Origin of the sequence: Nocardioides humilatus (assembly GCF_008373755.1) — a bacterium.
Taxonomy (GTDB): domain Bacteria; phylum Actinomycetota; class Actinomycetes; order Propionibacteriales; family Nocardioidaceae; genus Nocardioides; species Nocardioides humilatus.
Genome location: NZ_VUJV01000003.1, coordinates 741,207 through 764,514, shown reverse-complemented (window position 1 = coordinate 764,514; position 23,308 = coordinate 741,207). Strand labels below are relative to the sequence as shown.

24 protein-coding genes and 1 riboswitch are annotated in these 23,308 nt (G+C 70.2%); of the genes, 18 read left to right on the top strand and 6 right to left on the bottom strand.

Annotation, left to right across the window (positions count from 1 at the left end; translation table 11 throughout):
* Positions 1-4 precede the first annotated feature (4 nt).
* Positions 5-793: a dioxygenase family protein gene (locus F0U44_RS11605; RefSeq protein WP_246160426.1), complete on the bottom strand. Its 789-nt coding sequence runs from the start codon at positions 791-793 to the stop codon at positions 5-7.
* Positions 794-821: 28 nt separating this feature from the next.
* Positions 822-1,493, bottom strand: a complete 672-nt coding sequence (locus tag F0U44_RS11600; protein WP_149729021.1) for a uracil-DNA glycosylase — start codon at positions 1,491-1,493, stop codon at positions 822-824.
* 85 nt (positions 1,494-1,578) lie between these two features.
* On the opposite strand from F0U44_RS11600, the gene F0U44_RS11595 reads away from it, so the two are divergent.
* Positions 1,579-1,869, top strand: a complete 291-nt coding sequence (locus F0U44_RS11595; protein WP_149728431.1) for a GNAT family N-acetyltransferase — start codon at positions 1,579-1,581, stop codon at positions 1,867-1,869.
* A gap of 293 nt (positions 1,870-2,162) precedes the next feature.
* On the opposite strand, the gene F0U44_RS11590 is transcribed toward F0U44_RS11595, so the two are convergent.
* From F0U44_RS11590 to F0U44_RS11580, 3 genes are read right to left on the bottom strand one after another with little or no spacing between them, the layout of a single operon-like run.
* Entirely contained in the window at positions 2,163-3,341 is a 1,179-nt protein-coding gene (locus F0U44_RS11590) for an alpha/beta fold hydrolase (protein WP_149728430.1), read from the bottom strand.
* 14 nt (positions 3,342-3,355) lie between these two features.
* Positions 3,356-4,783, bottom strand: coding sequence for an alpha,alpha-trehalose-phosphate synthase (UDP-forming) (locus F0U44_RS11585; RefSeq protein ID WP_149728429.1), 1,428 nt, complete (start codon positions 4,781-4,783; stop codon positions 3,356-3,358).
* A gap of 41 nt (positions 4,784-4,824) precedes the next feature.
* The gene (locus tag F0U44_RS11580) at positions 4,825-7,713 is read right to left on the bottom strand and encodes an AMP-binding protein (protein WP_149728428.1); all 2,889 of its coding nucleotides are present in this window, start codon (positions 7,711-7,713) and stop codon (positions 4,825-4,827) included.
* Positions 7,714-7,833: 120 nt separating this feature from the next.
* Between F0U44_RS11580 and F0U44_RS11575 the strand changes: the two genes are divergently transcribed.
* The 17 genes from F0U44_RS11575 (at position 7,834) to F0U44_RS11495 (ending at position 21,305) form a co-directional block, all read left to right on the top strand.
* Positions 7,834-9,120, top strand: a complete 1,287-nt coding sequence (locus tag F0U44_RS11575) for a sensor histidine kinase (protein WP_149728427.1) — start codon at positions 7,834-7,836, stop codon at positions 9,118-9,120.
* Positions 9,121-9,158: 38 nt separating this feature from the next.
* The gene (locus F0U44_RS11570; protein WP_149728426.1) at positions 9,159-9,806 is read left to right on the top strand and encodes a response regulator; all 648 of its coding nucleotides are present in this window, start codon (positions 9,159-9,161) and stop codon (positions 9,804-9,806) included.
* 106 nt (positions 9,807-9,912) lie between these two features.
* Positions 9,913-10,215, top strand: coding sequence for a DUF3263 domain-containing protein (locus F0U44_RS11565; RefSeq protein WP_149728425.1), 303 nt, complete (start codon positions 9,913-9,915; stop codon positions 10,213-10,215).
* A gap of 12 nt (positions 10,216-10,227) precedes the next feature.
* Positions 10,228-10,839: a LytR C-terminal domain-containing protein gene (locus F0U44_RS11560; protein ID WP_149728424.1), complete on the top strand. Its 612-nt coding sequence runs from the start codon at positions 10,228-10,230 to the stop codon at positions 10,837-10,839.
* Between the two features lie 71 nt (positions 10,840-10,910).
* Complete coding sequence (otsB, locus tag F0U44_RS11555) at positions 10,911-11,756, top strand: trehalose-phosphatase (protein ID WP_149728423.1); 846 nt, start codon at positions 10,911-10,913, stop codon at positions 11,754-11,756.
* A gap of 200 nt (positions 11,757-11,956) precedes the next feature.
* Positions 11,957-12,110, top strand: a riboswitch (SAM riboswitch).
* Between the two features lie 9 nt (positions 12,111-12,119).
* Positions 12,120-13,409, top strand: a complete 1,290-nt coding sequence (gene thrC, locus F0U44_RS11550) for a threonine synthase (RefSeq protein ID WP_246160425.1) — start codon at positions 12,120-12,122, stop codon at positions 13,407-13,409.
* 25 nt (positions 13,410-13,434) lie between these two features.
* Positions 13,435-13,713 (top strand): MoaD/ThiS family protein, encoded by a 279-nt coding sequence (locus F0U44_RS11545; protein WP_149728422.1) that lies wholly within the window; start codon positions 13,435-13,437, stop codon positions 13,711-13,713.
* A 4-nt stretch (positions 13,714-13,717) separates the two neighbouring features.
* On the top strand, positions 13,718-14,110 hold the full coding sequence (locus F0U44_RS11540; RefSeq protein ID WP_149728421.1) for a hypothetical protein: 393 nt from the start codon (positions 13,718-13,720) through the stop codon (positions 14,108-14,110).
* Positions 14,111-14,171: 61 nt separating this feature from the next.
* Positions 14,172-15,089: a hypothetical protein gene (locus F0U44_RS11535; RefSeq protein WP_149728420.1), complete on the top strand. Its 918-nt coding sequence runs from the start codon at positions 14,172-14,174 to the stop codon at positions 15,087-15,089.
* 12 nt (positions 15,090-15,101) lie between these two features.
* Complete coding sequence (locus F0U44_RS11530) at positions 15,102-15,569, top strand: OsmC family protein (RefSeq protein ID WP_149728419.1); 468 nt, start codon at positions 15,102-15,104, stop codon at positions 15,567-15,569.
* Between the two features lie 58 nt (positions 15,570-15,627).
* A complete protein-coding gene (locus tag F0U44_RS11525; protein WP_246160424.1) occupies positions 15,628-16,458 on the top strand; it encodes an SGNH/GDSL hydrolase family protein in 831 nt (276 codons plus the stop codon).
* Positions 16,459-16,483: 25 nt separating this feature from the next.
* Positions 16,484-16,663 carry a hypothetical protein gene (locus tag F0U44_RS11520; RefSeq protein WP_149728418.1) on the top strand — a complete coding sequence of 60 codons (180 nt, stop codon included), beginning with the start codon at positions 16,484-16,486 and terminating at the stop codon, positions 16,661-16,663.
* 19 nt (positions 16,664-16,682) lie between these two features.
* Positions 16,683-17,546 carry a DcsG N-terminal domain-containing protein gene (locus F0U44_RS11515; protein WP_149728417.1) on the top strand — a complete coding sequence of 288 codons (864 nt, stop codon included), beginning with the start codon at positions 16,683-16,685 and terminating at the stop codon, positions 17,544-17,546.
* The gene (locus F0U44_RS11510) at positions 17,543-18,187 is read left to right on the top strand and encodes a Pr6Pr family membrane protein (protein WP_149728416.1); all 645 of its coding nucleotides are present in this window, start codon (positions 17,543-17,545) and stop codon (positions 18,185-18,187) included. Before F0U44_RS11515 ends, F0U44_RS11510 begins: the two co-directional genes overlap by 4 nt.
* A 207-nt stretch (positions 18,188-18,394) precedes the next feature.
* Positions 18,395-20,023, top strand: coding sequence for a chaperonin GroEL (gene groL / locus F0U44_RS11505; RefSeq protein WP_149728415.1), 1,629 nt, complete (start codon positions 18,395-18,397; stop codon positions 20,021-20,023).
* A gap of 146 nt (positions 20,024-20,169) precedes the next feature.
* A complete protein-coding gene (locus F0U44_RS11500; RefSeq protein ID WP_149728414.1) occupies positions 20,170-20,703 on the top strand; it encodes an RNA polymerase sigma factor in 534 nt (177 codons plus the stop codon).
* Positions 20,703-21,305 carry a hypothetical protein gene (locus F0U44_RS11495; RefSeq protein ID WP_149728413.1) on the top strand — a complete coding sequence of 201 codons (603 nt, stop codon included), beginning with the start codon at positions 20,703-20,705 and terminating at the stop codon, positions 21,303-21,305. Before F0U44_RS11500 ends, F0U44_RS11495 begins: the two co-directional genes overlap by 1 nt.
* A gap of 103 nt (positions 21,306-21,408) precedes the next feature.
* On the opposite strand, the gene F0U44_RS11490 is transcribed toward F0U44_RS11495, so the two are convergent.
* The gene (locus F0U44_RS11490; RefSeq protein WP_149728412.1) at positions 21,409-23,277 is read right to left on the bottom strand and encodes a hypothetical protein; all 1,869 of its coding nucleotides are present in this window, start codon (positions 23,275-23,277) and stop codon (positions 21,409-21,411) included.
* Between the last annotated feature and the right edge of the window lie 31 nt (positions 23,278-23,308).

Below are 23,308 nucleotides of genomic sequence, written 5' to 3'. Positions count from 1 at the left end.
GCGGTCAGGCGACCTGCAGCGACCGCTTCGACAGGCCCATCCAGAACCCGTCGATGACCTGTGCGCCGGGCGCGCTCGGGTCGCTCGCCGCGCCCAGCGTCACGAAGAGCGGGCTGTAGTGCTCGACCGTGGGGTGGGCGTAGGGCATGCCCGGCGCCTTCGAGCGGTACGACGCCAGCTCGTCCACGTCGCCGCGCGCCAGTGCCTCGCCGGCCCAGGCGTCGAAGTCGGCGGACCAGGTCGGCACCTTGGCGTCGATGCGCCACTCGGTCAGGAAGGGCAGGCCGTGGGTCAGGAAGCCCGACCCGATGATGAGGACACCCTCGTCGCGGAGCGGGCGGAGTCGCTCGCCCAGCTTGAGCAGGCGCTCGGGGTCGTGGGTCGGGAGTGACATCTGCAGCACCGGGATGTCGGCCTCGGGATACATGATCCGCAGCGGCACCCACGCGCCGTGGTCGAGACCGCGCGAGGTGTGCTGGTGGACCGGCTCGGTGTCCGGCATCAGCTTGGCGATCTTGTCTGCGAAGGCTGTCGTGTCGGGCGTGCGGTAGGTCATCCGGTAGTACTTCGGGTCGAACCCGCCGAAGTCGTAGACGAGCTCCGCGCCGCTCGCGCTCAAGGACACCGGCGCGAGCTCCCAGTGGGCGCTGATGATCAAGATCGCCTTGGGGCGGGGGAGGTCCTTCGCCCAGGCGGCGAGCTCCCCGGACCAGGTCGGGTCGTCTAGGAGCGGCGGCGCGCCGTGGCCGATGTAGAGGGCCGGCATCCGTCCGGTGACGTCGAGTGCAGTCATGCTCCGTTAACTAGTTGAGACTTCAACTTTATTCCGGGCTGAGCGGGAGTGACCAGTCCACCGGGGCGCCACCTCGCTCGGCGAGGAGCTGGTTGACCCGGCTGAAGGGCCGGGAGCCGAAGAACCCGCGGCTCGCCGACAGCGGTGAGGGGTGCGCCGACTCGACGGCGGGGATCGGCCCCAGGTGTGCCTTCAAGGTCCGCGCCGCGTTGCCCCAGAGGATGGCGGCGATCGGAGCGCCGGCCTCCGCGCGCCGTACCAAGGCCTCGATCGCGCAGGCGGTGACGTGCTCCCAACCCTTGCCCTTGTGCGCGTCGGAGACGCCGGGCTGCACGGTGAGCACGCGGTTGAGGAGCATCACGCCCTGCTCGGTCCAGGCGGTCAGGTCGCCGTGCGGCGGCGGCGTGAAGCCGACGTCATTGGCGAGCTCCTGGTAGATGTTGGTGAGGCTGCGGGGGATCGGCCGCACGTGCGCGTCGACGGCGAAGCAGAGTCCGATCGGGTGCCCCGGCGTCGGGTACGGGTCCTGCCCGACGATCAGCACGCGTACGTCGGACAGCGGCCGCCGGAACGCCCGGAAGACGTGCTCGCCGGCCGGCAGGTAGGTGCGGCCAGCGGCCAGCTCGGCGCGGAGGAAGTCGCCCATCGCGGCGACCCGGTCGTCGACCGGGGCCAGCGCCTCCGCCCAGTCCGGAGCCATCAGTCCCTTGTCGACCAGTCCCGCCAGCGCGCTCACGGCGCCATTCTCGCCACTCCGCTCACAGGACTTCTCCTAGGCTCGCCCCATGACCGAGTCTCAGGGCACCGAGGTGACCAACAACGTCGAGCGCCACCGCTTCGACATCCACGTGGACGGCGCACTGGCCGGCTTCACCCAGTACAAGGAGACGCCCGGCGTCCGGGAGTTCTTCCACACTGAGATCCACGACGGCTTCGAGGGCCAGGGCATCGGCGGCAAGCTCGCGCGCGCCGCGCTCGACCAGACCCGGGCCGACGGGCTGAAGGTCATCGACACGTGCCCGTTCATCAAGGGCTGGATCGGCAAGCACCCGGACTACCAGGACCTGCTGGCGTAAGGCCGCCAAAAATGGCTGCGAAGGCGCCCCTCTCCCTCCCAGGGGCGCCTTCAAACAGCTAGTTCCGACACGGGCCAGGAAGAAATTCGCTGGACCACCGGCGGCACAGAAGTGCCTGCCTGGTGGGCTCCCTCCAGGTGGTCTCCCTGACCCGCGTCGGTAAGTAGAACTCTAGGAGGGCGGCGGGGTGCCACGGATCGGCTGTGCGGGCCGATGTCCTAGTCACAAATGACTAGGCCCTTGGCCGCGAGTGTTGGGACCCCCCTCGCGCACCCGCGCGGCTGAGGACGCGACTACTTCTTCAGCGCGCGCGACGCCGACGAGCTGTGCCGGCGGGTGCGGTTGGTGCCGATGGCCGAAGCGGCCGCCTTGGCGGCCTCCTTCTTGGCCGACGGCTCCTCGGCGGCGGTGGACCACTGGTTGATCCACTCGTCCATCACCACCCAGGTGGTCTTGCGCGCGGCACGACCGGTGAGCATGCCGAGGTGGCCGCCCGGGACGATCTCGAAGCGCACCTCGGGCGAGCCCTTGAGCAACGGCACGACCGCCTTCACGGCGCCGACGGGCGCGATCCCGTCGACCGAGCCGGCGAAGACGAGAACCGGGGCCTTGATGTCGGCGAGCTGGATGGTCCGGTCGTCGAGGTCGAACTCGCCCGTCGCGAGCTGATTGCCCTTCGCGAAGCGGTGGTAGAGCTGCCCGAAGGTGCGGCCCGGGTAGGCGATCATGTTGGCCGTGAACCGGTCGACCGCCTCGATCTGGGCGAGGAACTCGGTGTCGTCGATGTGGCTGGCGAGCGCGAGCGGCTTGGTCACGAGCTTCTGGAACGACGAGAGCTGGAAGGCCCACTTCACCAGCGGCTTCGGCGCTCCGCCGAGCAGCTGGTAGCCCTTGGTGATCGGGCCCTTGCCGTTGACCCAGTTGAGCAGCGGCCGCAGCGGCGCCACCAGCGGGACCTGCGCCACGTCGATCGGCGAGCCGACCGCGGTCAGCGAGGCGATCGGCAGGTCGGGGCTGTCGGCCGAGGCGAGCAGGCTGAAGATGCCGCCCAGGCTCCACCCGATGACATGGACCGGACGTCCGCCGGCGTGGGCGGAGACCTCGCGGATCGCGGTCGGGACGACCTCGTCGATCCAGTGCTCCATGCCGAGGTTGCGGTTCTTGAAGGAGACCTCGCCGTACTCCAGGAGGTACGTCGGCCGCCCACCGGTCACGAAGTGCTCCACGAGCGAGCAGCCGCGGCGCAAGTCGTAGCAGATCGCGGGTGCGGCGAGCGGCGTCACCAGCAGCACCGGGTCGCCGGTCTCCTTGACCGTCCCCGAGGGCCGGTAGTGGTAGACCTCGCGGAGGGTCCCGTCGTCGATCAGGGTGCGCGGCATCGGGCGCAGGTCGGCGAGGCCGCCGTAGAGCACCTTGTGCGCGACGTTGCTGGCCGCAGACACGACCTGATCAGGCTTGGGGATCAGATCCATGGGCGAAAATTACCTCAGGTTCGGCGAAGCGGCCGCGGGTGCTTGGTGTGCGGTACGACGTCCTCGAGCTCGGTCATGAAGCTGGCCGCCCACGCCCGCACGTCGTGCTGGCTGATGGTCTTGCGCATGGCCCGCATCCGGCGCGCGAGCTCCTTCGGCTCGGCCGCGAAGGCCTCGAGCAGCGCGGCCTTCATCCCGTTGATGTCGTAGGGGTTGACCAGCCAGGCCTGCTTGAGCTCGTCGGCCGCGCCGGCGAACTCCGAGAGGACGAGGGCGCCGTCGTCCTCGACCCGGCAGGCGACGTACTCCTTGGCGACCAGGTTCATGCCGTCGCGGTAGGGGGTGACGACCATGACGTCGGCGGCGCGGTAGAGCGCGGCCATCTCATCACGGGGGAAGGAGGTGTGGAGGTAGCTGATCGCCGGTCGCCCGATCCGGCCGAGGTCGCCGTTGATGCGGCCGACCAGCCGCTCGATGTCGTCGCGGAGCAGGCGGTACTGCTCGACCTGCTCGCGCGAAGGTACGGCGACCTGCACGAAGACGGCGTCCTCGACGTCGAGGTGGCCGTCGCGCATCAGTTCGCTGAAGGCGCGCAGTCGCGCGTAGATGCCCTTGGTGTAGTCGAGCCGGTCGATGCCGAGGAAGATCCGGCGCGGGTTGCCCAGCGCCTCGCGCAGCTCCTTGGCGCGTTCGACGACGTGCTCGGACCGGGCGAGCTCCTCGAACCCGGCGGAGTCGATCGAGATCGGGAAGGCGGCGGCGCGGACGGTGCGGCCGTCGGGCAGGTAGACGAGGTCGCGGTGGGTCTTGTGCCCCACCCGCTGGCGCACCAGGCGCACGAAGTTGCCCGCGGCCTCGGGCAGCTGGAAGCCGATCAGGTCGGCCCCGAGCAGCCCCTCGAGGATCTGGCGGCGCCACGGCAGCTGCTGGAAGAGCTCGGCCGGCGGGAAGGGGATGTGCAGGTAGAAGCCGATGCGCAGGTCGGGTCGCAGCTCGCGCAACATCTGCGGCACCAGCTGGAGCTGGTAGTCGTGGACCCAGACCGTGCCCTTCCGAGCTGCCATCTCGGCGGCCTTCTCGGCGAAGCGCTGGTTGACCTGGACGTACTCGTCCCACCACTCCCGGTGGAACTCCGGCTTGGCGACGACGTCGTGGTAGAGCGGCCACAGGGTGGCGTTGGAGAAGCCCTCGTAGTGGCCGGCGATCTCGTCCTGCGACATCGCCATCGGCACCAGCGAGAGGCCCTCGTCCTGGAACGGCTTGAGCTTCTGGCCGGTGCCACCGGCCCACCCGATCCAGACGCCGCCGCCGTGCGTGCGCATGACGGGTTCGATCGCGGCGACGAGCCCGCCGGGGGACTTGCGCCAGACCGTCCTGCCCGAGGGCAGGGTGACCCGGTCCACCGGGAGCCGGTTGGCAACGATCACGAGGTCGTGGGCCACGCCCTCGACCCTAGTACGCCCGGGTGCAGCCGCCTCGCTCGCTACGCCGGGGGAGTCGCCGCCAGCTTCGCGAGCGCCGCCTTCGTCATCGGTCGGTACTCGTCACGCTTCGGGTCGTAACGCCAGGCCGGTCCGGTGACACCGGCCGAGCGGATCACCGTGCCGGCGGGTCGGCCGGCGCTCGACAGCGGCATCTCGTCGACGAGGTGGACGATCGCGGGCCGGGTCTGTGCGGGGAGCCGCCAGGCGGCGGCGGTCAGCGCCGCGGCTCCGACGTCTTTGCGCGCCGAGAGCGCCACGACGACCACGTCGGTGCCGCTCGCGTCGGTGAGCGGATAGGCGACGGCCGAGGTGACGTTGGGCAGCTCCTCGAAGACCGCGCCGACCGGTGCGGGCAGCACGGGGCCGGCCACGGTCTGGATGATCTCCTCCACGACCCCCTCCAGCCAGTAGTCGCCGTCGGCGTCGCGACGGAACAGGCTGGCAGTCGCGTGCCAGCTGTCGCCTGGCGCGAACACGTCGGTCTGCGCGTCGAGGTCGCGGACCGTGGCCTTGTCGCTGGCCATGAGCAGGCCGAGCTCGCCGGCCGCGGCGGGGATCGCGAAGCCCGAGGCGTCGCGGGCGATCTCGCCGGTCTCCAGGTCGAAACGCGCGAGGCGGATCTTGGCCGAGCCGGGGAGCGGGCGGCCCACGGCACCGATCTTGGTGCCGGAGACGTTGCCCATGATCGCGCCGATCTCGCTGGAGCCCCACATCTCCAGGACGCCGGCCGGGGCGAACCGCTCGGTGACCCGACGCCAGAGACCGCGCGGGAGGCCGGAGCCGAAGAACAGCCGGATGGTGTGGTCGCGCTCGGCCGGGTTGGGTGCGGCCTCCACGAGTGCGTTGAGCTGGGTCCACGTGTAGGAGACCGCCGTGACGCCGTACCTCCGCGCCTCGGCCCAGAAGGTCTCCGGCTCGAGGTCGCTGAGCATCGCGATCCGCGATCCGCCGACGATCGCGCCGCCGATCGCGGTGAGCAGACCGGCGGGGTGGTGCAACGGGCTCACCGAGAACAAGGTGTCGCGGTCGGAGAGCTGGGCGGAGGACGCCGTGCCGTAGGCGGTGAGCGCCCAGCGGCCGTTGGTCACCCGCACCATCCGGGTGCGCGCGCGGTGACCGGTGAAGAAGACGAAGGCGAGGTCGTCGGCGCGGCCGGGGTTGCGGCGGTACCACTTCGGCAGCGGCGGTGCGTCCTGCTCCTTGACCTCGAGGTCGTTGACCCCGTCGGCCGACTCCGCGCCGCCGCGCAGGATGAAGGCCTTGCCGGGGATGCCGGCGGGCCGGAGCGCCTCGTGGGCCGGGTCGGTGTAGACCCGGCTGACCTCGCCGAGCGCGGCCTCGCGGGCGGAGTCGCCGTCGGGCCGCAGCAGTACGGCGACCGCGCCGATGCGGTTGAGGGCGACGATCAGCGCGAGCGCCGTGGGTCGGGTCGCCATGAGCACTCCGACCCGGTCGCCCGGCTCGACGCCGTCGATGATCAGGCCGCGGACGATCCGGTCGACGCGGTCGTTGATGACGCCGTAGTCGTAGACGAGGCCCTCGAAGAGGAAGCCGACGGTCTCCGACGCGTGCGCGGCCCGGCGGTCGAACACCGTGGCCAATGACTCGTGGGTGCTGCCGCGCAGGCCGACGGCGCGCGCCACGCGGGGGATCTGGGCCGCGGGCGTGAAGAGGCGCTGGATCCGGCGGACCGGGTGGGCCGCCTCCTCGGCGATCCGGCGTGCGGTCAGCTCGGCGATGCTGCCGGCCAGCTCCAGGTTGTGCTCGAGCCGCTCGCGCGGTGCGGGGGACGCTTCGGTCTCGGGTACGGCGACGGCCTCCTCGGGGAGCTCGCCTTGGCCTTCGCGCCACTTGACCCACGCCGCGGTCGCCGGCCAGGTGCGGGCGATGGCGGCCGACCCGACCACCAGGCCGAAGTGGCCCGCGCGCATGCTGAGCTCGTAGACCTCGGCCCGCGGCGCCGCCTGACGGATCGCGCGGACGGTGGCGGCGGGTGCGATCTCGTCGACCTCGCCGACGATGGTCAGGACCGGCACGTCGATGTCGGCCAGCGACACCGCCCGACCGGCGACGGAGAACCCGCCGGACAGCATCCGGTTGTGCAGGACGAACTGCTCGAGCACGTAGGCGAGCGAGGGGCCCGGGAACGCCACCCAGCCATCGCGCATGAGGAACTGGCGCTGGCCCTCGCGCGGCAGCAGGGCCTCGCGGTCGTGGAGCGCCCACAGGAACGAGATCTGCCCGGTCACGGCACCGATCGGGTCGAGCGCGCGGAAGCCGGTGCGGGTCATCCAGCCGGGGAGCGAGTAGCGGTTCGCCGTACCGCTGAGAAGTCGGGCGCCCGTCTGCGCCACCGGCGCGGGGACCTTGAACGGGGTGCTGCCGTGCATGTCGACCGGCGAGCCGTAGACGGTGATGCTGGCGATGTCCTTGCTGCGCCGGTAGGCCGCGACCTGGTAGCAAAACATGCCGCCCTGCGAGTAGCCCGCGAGGTGGACCGGGCGCCCGGTCTCCTTGCGGACGAAGTCGACCGCCTGGTCGACGGCGAGGACGTGGTCCTCGATCGTGCGGTCCAGGCCGCCGGGCTCGTGCTCGGGGGAGCCGAAGTCGACGACCCACGGCTGCACGCCACCGGCCGCGAGGGTGCGGACCGCGCTGGCCTGGGGCGAGACGTCGAAGACCTCGGAGCTCACCATCAGCGGTGGCACGAGCACGATCGCGGGGGCGTCGGCGGGGAGATCGGTGACGTAGCGGCGCAGCCGGTGGTGCACCCCGCGGTCGGCGATCTCGAACTCCGAGGGGAGCTCGCCGGTGCGCAGGCCGCCGTAGCGGGCGACCTCGAGGAGGTTCTGGGTGTGACGCGTGATCCGACCGAGTGGCCCTGCCATGGGACACCTTTCCGCTGCAGCTTGCTGTCCTCCCCGGGGACAAGGTACTGGCGCGCTGGTCCCCGAACTGTCGGGCTAGCCGGATAGTGGCACGCCGGCCCCCTTCCTAGCGTTGGATCCATGACACAGACGATGCTGATGCCCGTGGTTGACGTGGCTCGTCCGACCTTCCCCCGCCGGGTGCTGCTCGACAGCGTCTACAGCGTGACGGCCTTCGTCCTCGCGCTGCCGGCGTTCGCGCTCGCCGTGACCGGCGTCGCGCTCGGTCTCGGCACGGTCGTGGTGGCCGGGGTCGGACTGGTGGTCCTCGTCGCCACCGCCTACGTCGCCCGCGGCTTCGCACATGTGGAGCGGCTGCGGCTGCGGTGGGTGAGCGATCGCCCCCTGCCGACCTCCTCCTACCTGCGGGCGCGGCCGACCGACGGCTGGGTGCGCAAGGTCCTGACCCCGCTGCGCGACGTGCAGTCCTGGCTCGACGTGCTGTGGTCGATCGTGACGCTCGTCAGTGGCACGTTCGCCTTCTCGCTCGCGGTCGCCTGGTGGTCGACGACGCTCGGCGGACTCACCTACTGGTTCTGGGAGCGCTTCATCCCGCGCGGCCCTGACAACACCTCCCTCGCGCAGCTGATCGGGTGGGGCGACTCGCGATCGGCGGACGTCTTGCTGCAGACCGGGATCGGCCTCTTCGCGCTGTTCACCTTGCCGTTCGCGATGCGGGCCGCGGCCGGCGCGCAGGCCGCGACGAGTCGAGTACTGCTCTGCAGCCGCGCCGAGCTGGTCGGACGCGTCGTGCAGGTGGAGGAGAGCCGCGACTCCGCCCACCGGGCCGAGGCGCAGTCGCTGCGTCGGCTCGAGCGCGACATCCACGACGGTCCCCAGCAACGGCTGATCCGGCTCGGCATGGACCTGGGTCGAGCCCGCATGCAGCTCGCCGACGACCCCGAGCTGGCCGCTGCGACCATCGATGCTGCGCTCTCCCAGACCCAGGAGACCGTCGAGGAGCTGCGTGCTCTCTCCCGCGGCATCGCCCCGCCGCTGCTCGTCGACCGCGGCCTCGCCGTGGCGGTCCGGGAGATGGCCGCGGGGCAGTCGATCCCCGTGCGGGTCGCCGTCGACGTACCCGAGCTGCCGCAGGCGGCCGAGACCGCGGCCTACTTCGTCGTCGCCGAGGCACTCACCAACATCGCCAAGCACAGCGCCGCGACCCGCGCCGATGTCGGGCTCGGGGTCGAGGAGGGTCGGCTCGTCGTGACCGTCGACGACGACGGCCGCGGCGGCGCGCGGGTGGCCGCGGGGCGCGGCCTCGACGGTCTTCGTGAGCGACTCGCCGGTGTCGAGGGCACCTTGGAGGTCGCCTCGCCCGACGGCGGGCCGACCCGGGTCCGCGCCGAGGTCCCGCTTGCGTGAAGCTGCACGGGTGAGGCTGTGTCGATGAGGCTGTGTCGATGAAGATCGTGCTCGCCGACGACTCGGTGCTGTTGCGCGAGGGGCTCCAGCTGCTCCTCGCCGAGGCCGGGCACGACGTCGTCGCCGCGGTCGGGGACGGACCCTCCTTCGTGGAGGCTGCTCTCGCCGAGCGGCCCGATCTGCTGGTGGTGGACGTGCGGATGCCGCCGACGCACACCGACGAAGGCCTCCGTGCCGCCGTCGAGGTACGGCGACAGTGGCCGGCCGCGCGCCTGCTCGTGCTGTCGCAGTACGTCGAGGTCTCCTACGCCGACGATCTCCTCGCGACGGGCGAGGCCGGGATCGGCTACCTGCTCAAGGACCGGGTCACCCAGGTGGCGGACTTCCTGACGACGGTCGCGACCGTCGCCGCCGGCGGCAGCGTGCTCGACCCGGTCGTCGTGCGCCAGCTGATGGCGCGGCGGCGTGATCCGCTGCTGCGGCTCACCCCCCGCGAGCGCGATGTCATGGAGCTGATGGCGGAGGGGCGGTCCAACGCGGCGATCGCGGAAGCGATGACCGTCACCCTCGGCGCGGTCGAGAAACACACCCAACGGATCTTCGCCAAGCTCGACCTCTCGCCTGACGACGACGCCGCCCACCGGCGAGTGCTGGCCGTCATCCGCTTCCTGCGCGCCTCAGGATGATCACTGATCACACCTGCAACACGTCGGCGGTCCGAATGACATTGATGTGATTCGCCGTCTACAGTGGGGGTCGGATCATCGTCGAAACAGCCCGGGGGACATGCGCATGGAACCGCAGCGGAGCACCACTGCCGAGTCGGCCGCGGCCTTCGGCACGGGCGACCTCAGCGACCGCGACCGCGAGATCCTCGAGTTCGAGCGCCAGTGGTGGAAATACGCCGGCGCCAAGGAGACCGCTGTCCGCGAGAAGTTCGACATGAGCTCCACGCGCTACTACCAGGTCCTCAACGCCCTCATCGACCGTCCCGAGGCGCTCGCCTCCGACCCGCTGCTCGTCCGTCGCCTGCGCCGACTGCGCTCCCAGCGCCAGCGCCAGCGCTCTGCTCGTCGCCTCGGCTTCGAGGTCTGAAAGGTCTTACCCATGAATGGTCGTCCTTCCCCCGACCAGACCAGTCGTTCCCGCCGCCGTGACCAGCGCGGCGCCGTGCTCCCCACTCCTGTCGTGTGGCTGAGCATCGTCGCCATCGTCGTCGCGGCGGTCGCCTTCGTCAGCACCCGTGACGACGAGCCGAAGGAGCGCGAGGTCACCTCCGCGCCCACCTCGTCGTCCTCGGATCCCTCCTCGTCCTCCGGTGAGGAGACCGACGAGACGAGCGAGCCGCCGACCCAGACGCCGTCCGACGACGACGAGACCGCGACCGACGAGCCCACGACGAGCGAGACGCCCGAGGAGCCGAAGAAGACCAAGGAGCCGGTCGAGCGCGCCGACTACGGCGTCGTCGTCTTCAACAACACCACGATCAGCGGCCTGGCCAGCGAGGTGCTGACCAAGGTCGGCGAGATCGGCTGGCAGGCCGTCGCCGCTGACAACTGGTACGGCACGATCCCGGCGACCACCGTCTACTTCCCGGCAGGGATGCGTGACGCCGCGCAGAAGCTCGCGCTCGACCTCGGCGTCCAGCGGCTCGTGCCGGCCGACCCCGCGATGAGCACGACCAACCTGACGCTCATCCTCACCGGCCCGATCGACTGATTCGCCTTCCCGCTCGCCCGATTCGCCTTCCCGCTCTCCAGCAACGCAGAGATTCGTGATTGGGTGGAAGGGTGCAATTCGCGTCCCGGGAGGGTGAGCATCGCTACGCGGACCTGGTCCGCGTAGCCGAGCGCACCATCATCGGGCTCGACTTCGACGGCACCTTGGCCCCGATCGTCGACGACCCCGACCGGGCCCACATCCACCCGGACGCCGCCGCGGTGCTCGTCGAGCTCGCTCCCCACGTCGGGGCGATCGCCGTGATCACCGGGCGTCCGGCACGCCAAGCCCTCGACCTCGGCGGTCTCGAGGAGGTCGGCGACGCGATCGCGCTCGCGGGCAAGGAGCTCCACCTCTACGGGCAGTACGGCAACGAGCACTGGACCTCGCGGCACCGTCGGATCGTCGCGCCTCGTCCGCCGCGCGGGTTGGCGACCTTCGAGCGCGACCTGCCGCGCACCCTGCGGCTGGCCGGCGCTTCCGACGCCTACGTCGAGGACAAGGGCCTCGCGGTCGCCGTCCACACGCGACGCCTGCCCGACCCGCAGGCGGCTTTCGACCGGCTGCTGCCCCCGCTCCGCTCGCTCGCGGGTGAGCACGGCATGGTCATCGAGCCGGGTCGCAACGTGATCGAGGTGCGCTCGCCGGGCTCCCACAAGGGCATGGTGGTCGAGAAGCTGGCTGCCGATCTCGACGCCCTCGGCTTCCTCTTCGCCGGCGACGACCTCGGTGACCTCGAGGCCTTCGAGGCGATCGCCGACCTCGGCGGGCAGGGCCTGGCCACGCTCCGTGTGTGCTCGGCCTCGCAGGAGCAGAGCGCCCTCATCCCGCTCGCCGACGTCGTGGTGAAGGGCCCCGAGGGGGTCGTCGACCTGCTGCGCCAGCTCCGCATGGACATCGAGAACCGTCGCACCTGACGTAGATGTCGCGATTCGGCGATTTCGCGACACGTCCGTCAGGTGCGACGCCGATCAGAGGGCGTCGCGCGAGAGCGCGCTGGATCGACAACCGCAGCGCCACTTCTTCGCGGACCTGAGCGTCTTGCATCGTGGACACGTGTCTCGTATGTCGGAATCTCGATTCGGTGGGATGCCCATCCGGCCGATACATTCGGTGTTGCTCATCCAGAGGGACTGAGGGAACGGCCCTGCGAAGTCCCGGCAACCGCCACCAACCTCCGCCGCCCACCTGCTTCGACAGAGGGGGGAACGGAAAGTGGAAACGGTGCCAAATCCGACCCGGTGCGAAAGACGCCACGGGGCAGATGAGAAGGAGGAACTGTGAGCGCTGTCGTGACCGAGGCCGACTGTCCCGTCGACCCGACCCCGTCCAACGGCCCCCGTGAAGGTGCCTTCGGCAACGCCGTCGCCCTCGCCTGCCGCGAGTGCGGCCACCAGGTGGCGCTCGGCCCGTTCTACGCCTGCCCGGAGTGCTTCGGCCCTCTCGAGGTGGCCTACGAACTGCCGGCGATCACCCGCGAGGAGATCGAGGCCGGCCCGGCCAACATCTGGCGCTACAAGGCGCTCCTGCCGGTGCCCACCGACATCGAGTCCAGCCCCAACACCGAGCCCGGTTTCACCCGGCTGCTCAAGGCCGACAACCTCGGCCGTGAGCTCGGCATCGAGAAGCTCTGGGTCAAGGACGACTCGACCAACCCGACCAACTCCTTCAAGGACCGCGTCGTCGCCTGCGCCCTGAGCGCAGCCCGCGAGCTCGACGCGAAGGTCTTCGCCTGCCCCTCGACCGGCAACCTCGCCAACGCGGTCGCCGCTGCGGGCGCTCGCGCCGGCATCAAGACCGTGGTCTTCATCCCGAGCAACCTCGAGCAGCCCAAGCAGGTCAACTCGGCGATCTTCACCGAGAACCTCGTCGCCGTCGACGGCAACTACGACGACGTCAACAAGCTCGCCTCCGAGATCGCCGGCGAGGAGGAGGGCTGGGCGTTCGTCAACGTCAACGTCCGCCCCTACTACGCCGAGGGCTCCAAGACCCTGGGCTACGAGATCGCCGAGCAGCTCGGCTGGCGCCTGCCCGACCAGATCGTCATCCCGGTCGCGTCCGGCTCGCAGCTGACGAAGGTCGACAAGGCCTTCCAGGAGCTCATCAAGCTCGGCCTCGTCGAGGACAAGCCCTACCGCGTCTTCGGCGCGCAGGCCGAGGGCTGCGGCCCGGTCGCCACCGCCTACAAGGCCGGCACCGACGCGATCCGCCCGGTCAAGCCCGACACCATCGCCAAGAGCCTCGCGATCGGCAACCCCGCCGACGGCATCTACGTCCTCGACATCACCCGCCGCACCGACGGTGCCGTCGAGGAGGTCACCGACGACGAGATCCGCGCGGGCATCGTGCAGCTCGCCCGCACCGAGGGCATCTTCACCGAGACCGCGGGCGGCACCACCGTCGCAGTGACGAAGAAGCTCGTCGAGACGGGCGTCCTGGACCCCACGCTCGAGACCGTCGTCATCAACACCGGTCACGGCCTCAAGACCCTCGACGCGGTCTCCGGTCAGGTGAGCGCCGCGGCGACCATCGCCCCGACCTACGCCGCCTTCAAGGCCACCGGCCTCTGATCCCCGACAGAAGGAAACCAAGAGCATGAGCGTGAGCGTCCGGATCCCGACGATCCTGCGCACCTACACCGGCGGCGACTCCGAGGTGAAGGCCGAGGGCACCAACCTCGCCGAGGTCATCGATGACCTCGACGCCCGTTTCCCCGGTGTCAAGGGCCGGATCCTCGACGAGGACGGCAAGCTCCGCCGGTTCGTCAACGTCTACGTCGGCAACGACGACGTGCGCTTCCAGGACGACCTGCTCACCCCGACCCCGGACGGCACCGAGATCTCGGTGATCCCCGCGGTCGCCGGCGGCTGCTGATCCGATGAGCACCACCCGCGCCGCCTCAGCCCTCGTCGCTGGTGCCGTGCTGGGCTGGGCCTCCGCCCACGCCGTCCGTCGCTTCGACGGCCGCGGTGGCGTCGCCACTGCGGGCGTCGCACTGGTCGGCGCCGCGGTGATCTACCCGGCTGCCCGCCGCGAGATCGGCCCCGGCATCGGGGTCGAGGCGGGCGTCGTACTCGCGACGACGGCGCTGACCGCGGCGGCTGTCAAAGCCGACAGCGCGACCGGGCGCCGGCTCGTCGCCGCCGGCTGGGCCTCCCACGCGCTCTTCGACTTCCTCCAGGGGCCGAGCGACGACTCCCGGCTGCCCGGCCGGTATGCCCCGCTCTGTGCCGGCTACGACTTCGCCTACGCCGGCCGGCTGGCGGTCTGAGCCGCGCACTCGTTCGCTCGGCCGATGCGGGTCGCGCTTCTGCGCGAGTAGCGTCCGACACATGCTCCGTCGACTGCTGGTGGCCTGCGTGGCCGGTGCGCTCGTCATGCTGGCGCTCGTCGCGCCGGCGGAGGCCGTCAACCTCGACGGCCGACTCCAGGTCAAAGGTCCAGGCTCGGTCTACACCGTGAGCGGCGCGACGGTCTCCCTTGCGACGTCGCCCGGGAAAGGGGTCACCTTCTCGCTGAAGGTGGTCAACACCGGGACGTCGGTCGCGCAGTACAACGTCAAGGTCTTCGCCGACTCGCACCTGACCGTCGAGGCGACTACCGGCAGCCTGCGCCTGACACCGCTCGCCGTCGGCCCCGACGGCTACTTCACGGCGCCGATCGAGCCCGGGGCCGCGCAGACCATCGCGCTGAAGACGACCCCCATCGCAGGCACCACGCAGACGTCGCTGCTCACCCAGGTCTTCCTCTACGCGACCAACAACACCTCAAACCTGAGCCAGGTCATCCTCGACACCGAGATCAGGGCGCCGAAGTCGAGCGGCAACGGCTACGCGCTCTACGCCCACAACGGCAGTCAGCCGTTCGTCGGTGGTGACGTCAGCGCGCAGATCGCCACGGCGCCGGCCCTCAAGCTCGGCCAGACGGCGTCCTACAAGGTGCGCCTCAAGAACGACAGCGCGTCGAGCACCGAGATCGGTCTCTACCTGGACAACGTGGCGTCGTGCAACGCGTACTACTCGACCACGGTCAAGGCCGGTTCCGTCGATGTCACGGCAGATGCGGTCAGCGGGCACTACGTGACCCCGTCGCTGGCTCCGGGCAAGTACAAGGAGCTCACGGTCGCGATCAAATACGTCGCGCTGGCTCCCTCGAGCTGTCGACAGACCTTCCGGGTCCCCTACTCCAAGATCGGCACGACGCTGCTGACGGAGGTCTACGCCTACCTGATGGTGCACGCGGCCGCCTGAAAGACTGGTCGGGTGACCGATCATGACTACGCGCTCGGGCTGACGTGGACCGGCAACCGCGGCACCGGCACGAGCGGCTACCGCGACTACAGCCGTGACTGTGTGCTGACCGCCGAGGGCAAACCCGACCTTCTCGGCTCGGCCGACCCGACCTTCCGCGGTGACCGCACCCGTTGGAACCCCGAGGAGCTGCTCCTCGCCGCCCTCGCGCAGTGCCACTTGCTGTCCTACCTGCACTCCGCCGTCAACCACGGGATCGTCGTGACCGACTACAGCGACGACCCGATCGGCACGATGAGCCAGGTCGGCCAGGGTGGGCGCTTCACCTCGGTCGTGCTCCGGCCGCGCGTGACCATCACCGACGCGGCCCAGGTCGACCTCGCGCGCGAGATCCACCACGAGGCGAGCGACAACTGCTTCATTGCCGCCTCGGTCAACTTCCCCGTGACCCACGAACCAGAGATCGTCGTCGCGACCTGACACCGACCCGCCACCGCGCCGCCACCAACGGTTCAGGTCGGTCTGATTGACAGGCCTCGTGATCAGCAAGCGCACAGGTGCAGGGGCGGTCGTCGTCCTCGCGGGGATCGGACTGACGGCGGCCGGCGGTGGACGCGAGGTGCTGCGGCGGCAGGCGGCCATCGCCCGCCGACGGATCGGCAAGCCGCTGGGGGAGGACGCCATCGACGCGGACCGCCGGTGGAAGAAGACGTACGGCGACCCGCTGCGCCTCCTCGTCCTCGGTGACTCGATCGCGGCGGGCCTCGGTGCGGAGCGCCGCAAGGACACCCTCGGCGCTCGCATCGCGCGGGGGCTCGCCAAGGAGCTCCACCGCTCGGTCGACCTGCGCACCGCTGCCGTCGTGGGCTCGGAATCCTCGGCGCTGGCCGGGCAGCTCGACGGGCTGCCGTCGTCGTACCGGCCTGACGTGGCGGTCATCGTCGTCGGCGGCAACGACGTCACCCACCGGATCCCGGTCACGGAGTCGGTGGACCACCTCGAGAAGGCGGTCCTCCGGCTGCGCTCGCGCGGCGCCGTTGTCGTGGTCGGCACGTGCCCGGACCTGGGTGCGCTGCGCGAGGTGCCCCAGCCACTGCGCGCGCTGGGCTCACGGCTGTCACGACAGCTGGCGGCGGCGCAGGGCGAGGCGGCCAGCCGTGCGGGAGCGCACGTGGTCGTGCTCGCGCGCGTGGTGGGGCCGTTCTTCCTCACGAATCCGGACGAGATGTTCAGCATCGACCGGTTCCATCCGAGCGCGCTGGGCTACAAGCGCACCGCCAAGGCGGTGCTGCCGACCGTGCTTGCTGCCTATGAATCGAGGGGGATCCCTCTGGCTTCGGTCGACGCGAACGGCTTTACTGGAAAGTAAAGAATCCTCGAGAAGGAGTAGGCCCATGTGGTGGTTCGTGGCTGTGGGTGCCGTCGTCGCGTTCCTGGTGTTCTGTGCCCTCTACGCCGAGTTCGGCCCAGGTGTGGGCAAGAAGGGTCGCGACAGCAAGGGCGACACCAACGCCAACTACGGGGTCATCACGGCCATCTCCAACGGACGGCGCAACCAGACCTCGGGCATGTAGTCCGGCGTAGGGTGCCGCGGTGCCCCACGTCCTTCTCGTCACGTTCAACCTGATGCCGGCGGGCGAGCCCGGCGGCGACGTCCTTGCCCCCGCGCTCGCCGCTCGTGGCATCGACGCACGCTGGGTCTGCTGGGACGACCCCGCGGTCGACTGGGCCGCGGCCGACCTGGTCGCCGTACGTTCGACGTGGGACTACCACCGCCGACTGCCCGCCTTCCTGGACTGGGCCCGTCGGGTCGAGGGTGTGACGCGGCTGCTCAACGGTGCCGACGTCTTCGCGTGGAGCGCCGACAAGGCCTACCTCGTCGAGCTAGCCGACCACGTGCCCGTCGTACCGACCGCACTGCTCGACGACGAGGCCCTCGTCCCTGGCCTGGTCGCCGCGCTCGACCGCTGGGGCACCGTCCTCATCAAGCCGCGGGTGGGCGCCGGCGGCAAGGGCGTCGTGGTCGCGACGAGCATCGAGGATCCGAGGCTCGAGGGTCTCGCTGCCGGACCGTGGACCGTCCAGCCTCTCGTCGAGTCCGTGCGCACCCTCGGGGAGACCTCGGTCTACGTCTTCGCCGGGCAAGCCGTCGCGCAGGTCGACAAGTCCGTCGCCGACGGCGCCGAGTCGGAAGTCCGCGTCCACGAGCAGTACGGCGGCACCAGCCGCCCCGTCGCGCTCGACCCCGCGCGGGCCGCAGTCGCCGAGGCTGCTGTCGCGGCTGCAGCCCGGCTGCGGGGCGTGGACCTGCCCTACGGGCGCGTCGACCTGATGGAGTGGCAGGGGGAGTGGGCGGTCAGCGAGCTCGAGCTCATCGAGCCCGGCCTCTACCTCGACGTCGACCCGTCGATCGCCGAGCCCTTCGCGGACTTCGTCGCCTCTACATTGAGCACGTGACCCGGGCCCGCGCGTTCCACCTGTTCACGTTCCTCGTCACCGCGTTCGCGTTGGTGCTGCAGCTGGTGCTGGTGATCCAGGGCCACAAGGTGCTCGACGAGTCGTCCCGTCCGGACGAGGCGACCCGGGTCCTGCGCTATTGCTCCTACCTGACGATCTGGAGCAATGCGCTCGTCGCGTGGTCGACCGCGACGCTGGCCTTCGGTGTCGACCGCGACAGCCGGGTGTGGCGGGCATTGCGCCTCGACGCGGTGGTGATCTGCTTCGGCGGGGGAGTCGTGCACTTCTTCCTGCTGCGCCCGCTCCTCGACCTCGACGGCGCCGACCTGCTCGCCGACAAGCTGCTGCACACCGTCGTACCGCTCCTCGCGGTGATCGGCTGGCTCGCCTTCGGGCCGCGGGGGCGGGCGACGCGCGACGACGTGCTGCCCTTCCTGGTCGTGCCGGTGGCCTGGCTCGGCTACACGCTCGTGCGTGGTGCGTTCGTCGACTGGTACCCCTATCCGTTCGTCGACGTCGGCGAGCACGGCTACGGGATCGTGCTGCTCAACGTGGTCGGCATCTCCGCCTTCCTGGTCGCTCTCGCGTTCGGTGCGATCGCCGTCGACCGGGCGCTGTCGAGCAGGACCGCCGAGGGCTGAAACGGCGGCACCCCTCGCTTGCACTCTCCGGGGTCGAGTGCTAAACATGACGCTGGCACTCTCGTCATGAGAGTGACAAAAGGACCAGGCTCGGGGAGTCGAGGTCAGCAGCGAAGGCGGGAAGGGTCCGTCGGTCGGTCTGGCCGTCCGTCGCGGGCGACGAACCGGGTTAACAGACATCTCTATTGCGAAGGAATCGCAGGAGTTATGCCGAAGCTGATTGCTTTCAACGAGGAGGCCCGGCGCGGTCTCGAGCGGGGTATGAACACGCTCGCCGACGCCGTCAAGGTCACTCTCGGCCCCAAGGGCCGCAACGTCGTGCTGGAGAAGAAGTGGGGTGCCCCCACGATCACCAACGACGGTGTCTCCATCGCCAAGGAGATCGAGCTCGAGGACCCCTACGAGAAGATCGGCGCCGAGCTGGTCAAGGAGGTCGCGAAGAAGACCGACGACGTCGCCGGTGACGGTACGACGACGGCCACCGTTCTCGCTCAGGCGATGGTCCGCGAGGGTCTGCGCAACGTGGCCGCGGGTGCGAACCCGATGGGTCTGAAGCGTGGCATCGAGGCCGCCGTCGCCGCCCTGTCCGAGCAGCTGCTCGGCATGGCGAAGGAGATCGAGACCAAGGAGCAGATCTCCTCGACCGCCACCATCTCCGCCGGTGGCGACACCACCGTCGGTGAGGCCATCGCCGAGGCGATGGACAAGGTCGGCAAGGAGGGCGTGATCACGGTCGAGGAGTCGAACACCTTCGGCATCGACCTCGAGCTCACCGAGGGCATGCGGTTCGACAAGGGCTACATCTCGGCCTACTTCGTCACCGACCCCGAGCGCATGGAGACCGTGCTCGAGGACGCCTACGTCCTCATCGCCAACTCCAAGGTCAGCAACGTCAAGGACCTGCTGCCCCTGCTCGAGAAGGTCATGCAGTCGGGCAAGCCGCTCGTCATCATCGCCGAGGACGTCGACGGCGAGGCTCTCTCGACCCTGGTCGTCAACAAGATCCGTGGCACCTTCAAGTCCGTCGCCGTTAAGGCCCCGGGCTTCGGTGACCGTCGCAAGGCCATGCTCCAGGACATCGCGATCCTGACCGGTGGCCAGGTCATCTCCGAGGAGGTCGGCCTCAAGCTGGAGAGCGCTGGTCTCGAGCTGCTCGGCCAGGCCCGCAAGGTCGTCATCACCAAGGACGAGACCACCATCGTCGAGGGTGCGGGCGACGCGGCCCAGATCGAGGGTCGGGTCAACCAGATCCGTGCCGAGATCGACAAGTCGGACTCCGACTACGACCGCGAGAAGCTCCAGGAGCGCCTCGCCAAGCTGGCCGGCGGCGTGGCCGTCATCAAGGTCGGCGCGGCCACCGAGGTCGAGCTCAAGGAGCGCAAGCACCGCATCGAGGACGCCGTTCGCAACGCGAAGGCTGCCGTCGAGGAGGGCATCGTCGCCGGCGGTGGCGTGGCGCTCGTCCAGGCCGGCACCGAGGCGTTCGCCAAGCTCGAGCTCGAGGGCGACGAGGCCACTGGTGCCAACATCGTCCGGGTCGCCATCGAGGCCCCGCTCAAGCAGATCGCGATCAACGCCGGTCTCGAGGGTGGCGTCGTGGCGGAGAAGGTGCGCGGTCTCGAGGCCGGGTTCGGTCTCAACGCTGCCACCGGCGAGTACGTCGACATGATCGCCAGCGGCATCATCGACCCGGCGAAGGTCACCCGGTCGGCGCTGCAGAACGCTGCCTCGATCGCGGCGCTCTTCCTCACCACCGAGGCCGTCGTGGCCGACAAGCCGGAGAAGTCCGCCCCCATGGGCGACCCGTCCGGCGGCATGGGCGGCATGGACTTCTGAGCGAAGCGAAAAAGCTTCTGCGCAGGTGAGTTCGCCCGCTTCAACGCTTCACCAACAAGGCCCCCGCTTCGGCGGGGGCCTTGTGCTTTTTGTCCGCCCACGTGAAAGACCGGGGCCGGTGCCGGACAGGTGGGAGTGTGAGCACCATGGCGAGCACCGAGCGCGAGACCCGCTTCCGCGGGGTCGCGCATGCCGTCGGTGACCCGCTGCGGCGCTACGTCCTGCGCCGGGTGCCGGCCGATGCCGTCGACGACGTCCTCGCGGACGTGTTCCTCGTGTTGTGGCGGCGGCTCGACGACGTACCGACTGATGACCCGCTGCCGTGGGCCTATGGCGTCGCGCGCGGCTGCGTCGCCAACGCGCAGCGGGCTGCTCGGCGCCGGCTCAGCCTGGTCGAACGGATCACGCGGCTCGACCCGCCGCGGCCTAACGTCGAGGACGACGACCCGGACCACGCCGATCTGAGGGAAGCGCTGGACCGCCTCCCCACCCTCGACCGTGAGGTCGTGACGCTGTGGGCCTGGGAGGGCTTGGCCCCACGCGAGATCGCGACCGTGACCGGCCTGAGCGCCAATGCGGTCAGCATCCGGCTGCACCGGGCCAAGCAACGCCTCGCCCTCGACCTCGGGCGAAAGAGTCCCGGTGCTGCCGGACAGAAACCAGGCGAAGGGAGGCGGTGATGGACGACGAGCTGAAGGGCCGGCTGAACGCGGCTGACCCGGCACGCCACCACGCGTCCGCCGACTCATGGATCGACGACCTGGTGGAGAAGACGATGAACGAAGAGAACGACGAGACCGCCCCTGCTCGACGCCGGCCGTGGATGCTCGTCGCGGCGGCAGCCGCGGCCGTCGCGGTGATCGGCGGCGGGACGATCGCCCTGACCGCCGACGGCGATGACGGCGACAAGCCCGCGACGGAGGCCAAGGTCCACAAGGTGCTCGACCTGACCCTGGGGCCGGTGGACTCGATGCAGATGTGCATCCAGTTCTCCCCCGAGGCGCTGGAACCGCTCCAGGTCGCCTTCTCGGGCGAGGTCTACGAGGTCGACGGCGACACGGTCCGGATCACCCCGGACCACTGGTACCGCGGCGGCGACGGCGCCAACGACGTCACGCTGACGGCGGGGAGTGCCGAGGTGCTCCTGGAGGGCGGGATCACCTTCGAGGAGGGCGAGCGCTACCTGATCGGGGCCGACGGCGACACCGTCGCCACCTGCGGTCTGAGCGGGCCCTACACCGAGGAGATGGCGGCGGCCTACGAGCAGGCGTTCGGCGGCTGATCGGGGGCCGCCGACGCCGCGGGCCCGGGAAAGCACAGGGCCCCCGCTGTAGCGGGGGCCCTGCGTTGTGGTGTGTCGTGCTGTCAGGCCGGGTCGCGGCCGATCAGTCGAGCGACGACAGCGGGAGCGAACCGACGACCTGCTCGAGCAGGTCGGCGACCAGCGGGTTGGCGCTCACATCGGTGATCGCCTGGGCGGCCGCGCTGTCGACGGCCGTGATGACCGAGCGGACCGTCGGGTTGGGCCGGGTGGCGGCGTCGACGAGCTCGTCGAACCCGACCCGGACCGGGTTGTCGAAGATCGCCACACCGGTTCCCAGCATGAAGTCGACCGTCGTGCAGCCCACGGTGGCGCTGACCGGCTTCTCGCTCGCCGACCAGGTGGCCGTGCCGAGGTAGTCCATCCGCTTCGGGTTGGCGACGTGGGTCGGCGAGCTGATGAACGGCTCCACCCAGACCGGATAGCCGTGGGGCTCGTCGGCGGCGGTGTCGACACCGATCACCGCGCTGGCGGTGTTGAGCAGCGGCGCGTTGGCCCCGACGAAGTCGCCCTCGATGCTGAAGATCGGCCCACCGACCAGAGCGCCCAGCGGTCCCGCAGGTGGGACGGACGGGAGCAGGTCGGACGTGCGAACCGTGTAGCCGTTGTCCTCGTTGGGGGTGTAGCGGCGGTCGCCGTTGGCCGAGGACGCCTCGTTGAGCACGCACGCGTCGCCGGTGAGCCGGAGGTTGGCGTAGATGTCGAGGAGGATGCCCGCCTGAACGGTGCCCTTCGACCGCAGCGTGACGCCGCCGCCGGTGCCGGTCGGGTCGATCTGCAGCCCGTTGAGCAGGCTGAGGGTGCCGACGTTGTGGTTGCTGCTGACGACCACCTGGGTGGCGAGGAGCGCCGGCAGGTCGACGCCCTGCGCGGACAGCTTGGTGCCGAGCGTGCTGAGGGCGTCGTGGTAGTAGGCGTCGTTCGGTCCGAGCGACATCATCACCTGCTGGTAGCCGTCGACAGCGACGCTGGCGATGAACGCCTTCGTCTCCAGGTCGAAGATGCCCTGGAGCCGGTTGACCTTGCCGTCGACCTTGGTGGTCCCGCGCTGGGTGACCATCAGTCGGGGCGTGCAGCCGGCGTCCGGGTCGCACGGCTGGGCGGCCGCCGGGATGCAGGTCTCGGGGTCCGTCGAGCACGTCTCCGGGTCGGACGGCAGCGCGAAGTCACCGTCGAGGGCGTAGAACTTCGCCTTGCCGGTGAGGACGCCGGACGTGTGGGTGCCGATGCGCACGGCGACCTCGGCGGGCGAGACGTTGGCCTGGATGTTGCCGTTGCCGAACACGTCGACGAACTTGTGCTGCCACGGGCGGTAGACGAACGTGTCGGTCTCGACGACCGGGCCGGGCACGATGGTGCCGGCCGGTCCGGGCACGCCGATGCTGCACGCGCCGGCGAGGCCGGTCCTGACCATGTTCTGGTGCGTCGTCGTCACCGTGTAGGTGCCGGACGGCCGCCCGTCGAGGTTCAGGCTCGCCGACATTCCGTGGTAGTTGGCGGTCGCGGTGAAGTCGCCACGGAAGTTGGTGTTGCCCGGGGCCGGCTGCGGGTCGGCCGGCTTGTTGGACGGGCTGGTGAAGAAGCCGCCCAGGCTCAGGTTGCGGACCGGCGAGACCTGCGTCAGCACGGTGGCACCGGTCGGGTCCGTGACCACGACCGTGGTGCGCGGCGAGTTGTTGACACCCCCGGCGGCGGTGTTGTCGCCGCGGCAGGAGGTCGTGCTCCCCGCTGCCGCGGTTGCTGCGATCGGTGCGAAGGCGGCCGACGTGGTGGCTCGGTAGTAGCTGAAGGCCGCTCGGTCGACGCTGATGTCGACGGTGCCGTCGCGGACGACGGGCGGAGAGCCGGGCTCGGTCGGCGAGACCGTGGTCTCGCCGGAGGCGGTACCCGAGGCGCCGAGGGCGCCGAGGGTGGAGATGACGAGTGTGCCCACCGCTGTGAAAGCGACCCGAGAGAGGGACGGG

Bases quoted from the DNA above. Each gene is read 5' to 3' on its own strand.
- F0U44_RS11605 (WP_246160426.1), bottom strand. From the start codon at position 793: ATGACTGCACTCGACGTCACCGGACGGATGCCGGCCCTCTACATCGGC.
- F0U44_RS11600 (WP_149729021.1), bottom strand. From the start codon at position 1,493: ATGGCTCCGGACTGGGCGGAGGCGCTGGCCCCGGTCGACGACCGGGTC.
- F0U44_RS11595 (WP_149728431.1), top strand. From the start codon at position 1,579: ATGACCGAGTCTCAGGGCACCGAGGTGACCAACAACGTCGAGCGCCAC.
- F0U44_RS11590 (WP_149728430.1), bottom strand. From the start codon at position 3,341: ATGGATCTGATCCCCAAGCCTGATCAGGTCGTGTCTGCGGCCAGCAAC.
- F0U44_RS11580 (WP_149728428.1), bottom strand. From the start codon at position 7,713: ATGGCAGGGCCACTCGGTCGGATCACGCGTCACACCCAGAACCTCCTC.
- F0U44_RS11575 (WP_149728427.1), top strand. From the start codon at position 7,834: ATGACACAGACGATGCTGATGCCCGTGGTTGACGTGGCTCGTCCGACC.
- F0U44_RS11570 (WP_149728426.1), top strand. From the start codon at position 9,159: ATGAAGATCGTGCTCGCCGACGACTCGGTGCTGTTGCGCGAGGGGCTC.
- F0U44_RS11565 (WP_149728425.1), top strand. From the start codon at position 9,913: ATGGAACCGCAGCGGAGCACCACTGCCGAGTCGGCCGCGGCCTTCGGC.
- F0U44_RS11560 (WP_149728424.1), top strand. From the start codon at position 10,228: ATGAATGGTCGTCCTTCCCCCGACCAGACCAGTCGTTCCCGCCGCCGT.
- F0U44_RS11545 (WP_149728422.1), top strand. From the start codon at position 13,435: ATGAGCGTGAGCGTCCGGATCCCGACGATCCTGCGCACCTACACCGGC.
- F0U44_RS11540 (WP_149728421.1), top strand. From the start codon at position 13,718: ATGAGCACCACCCGCGCCGCCTCAGCCCTCGTCGCTGGTGCCGTGCTG.
- F0U44_RS11535 (WP_149728420.1), top strand. From the start codon at position 14,172: ATGCTCCGTCGACTGCTGGTGGCCTGCGTGGCCGGTGCGCTCGTCATG.
- F0U44_RS11520 (WP_149728418.1), top strand. From the start codon at position 16,484: ATGTGGTGGTTCGTGGCTGTGGGTGCCGTCGTCGCGTTCCTGGTGTTC.
- groL (WP_149728415.1), top strand. From the start codon at position 18,395: ATGCCGAAGCTGATTGCTTTCAACGAGGAGGCCCGGCGCGGTCTCGAG.
- F0U44_RS11500 (WP_149728414.1), top strand. From the start codon at position 20,170: ATGGCGAGCACCGAGCGCGAGACCCGCTTCCGCGGGGTCGCGCATGCC.
- F0U44_RS11495 (WP_149728413.1), top strand. From the start codon at position 20,703: ATGGACGACGAGCTGAAGGGCCGGCTGAACGCGGCTGACCCGGCACGC.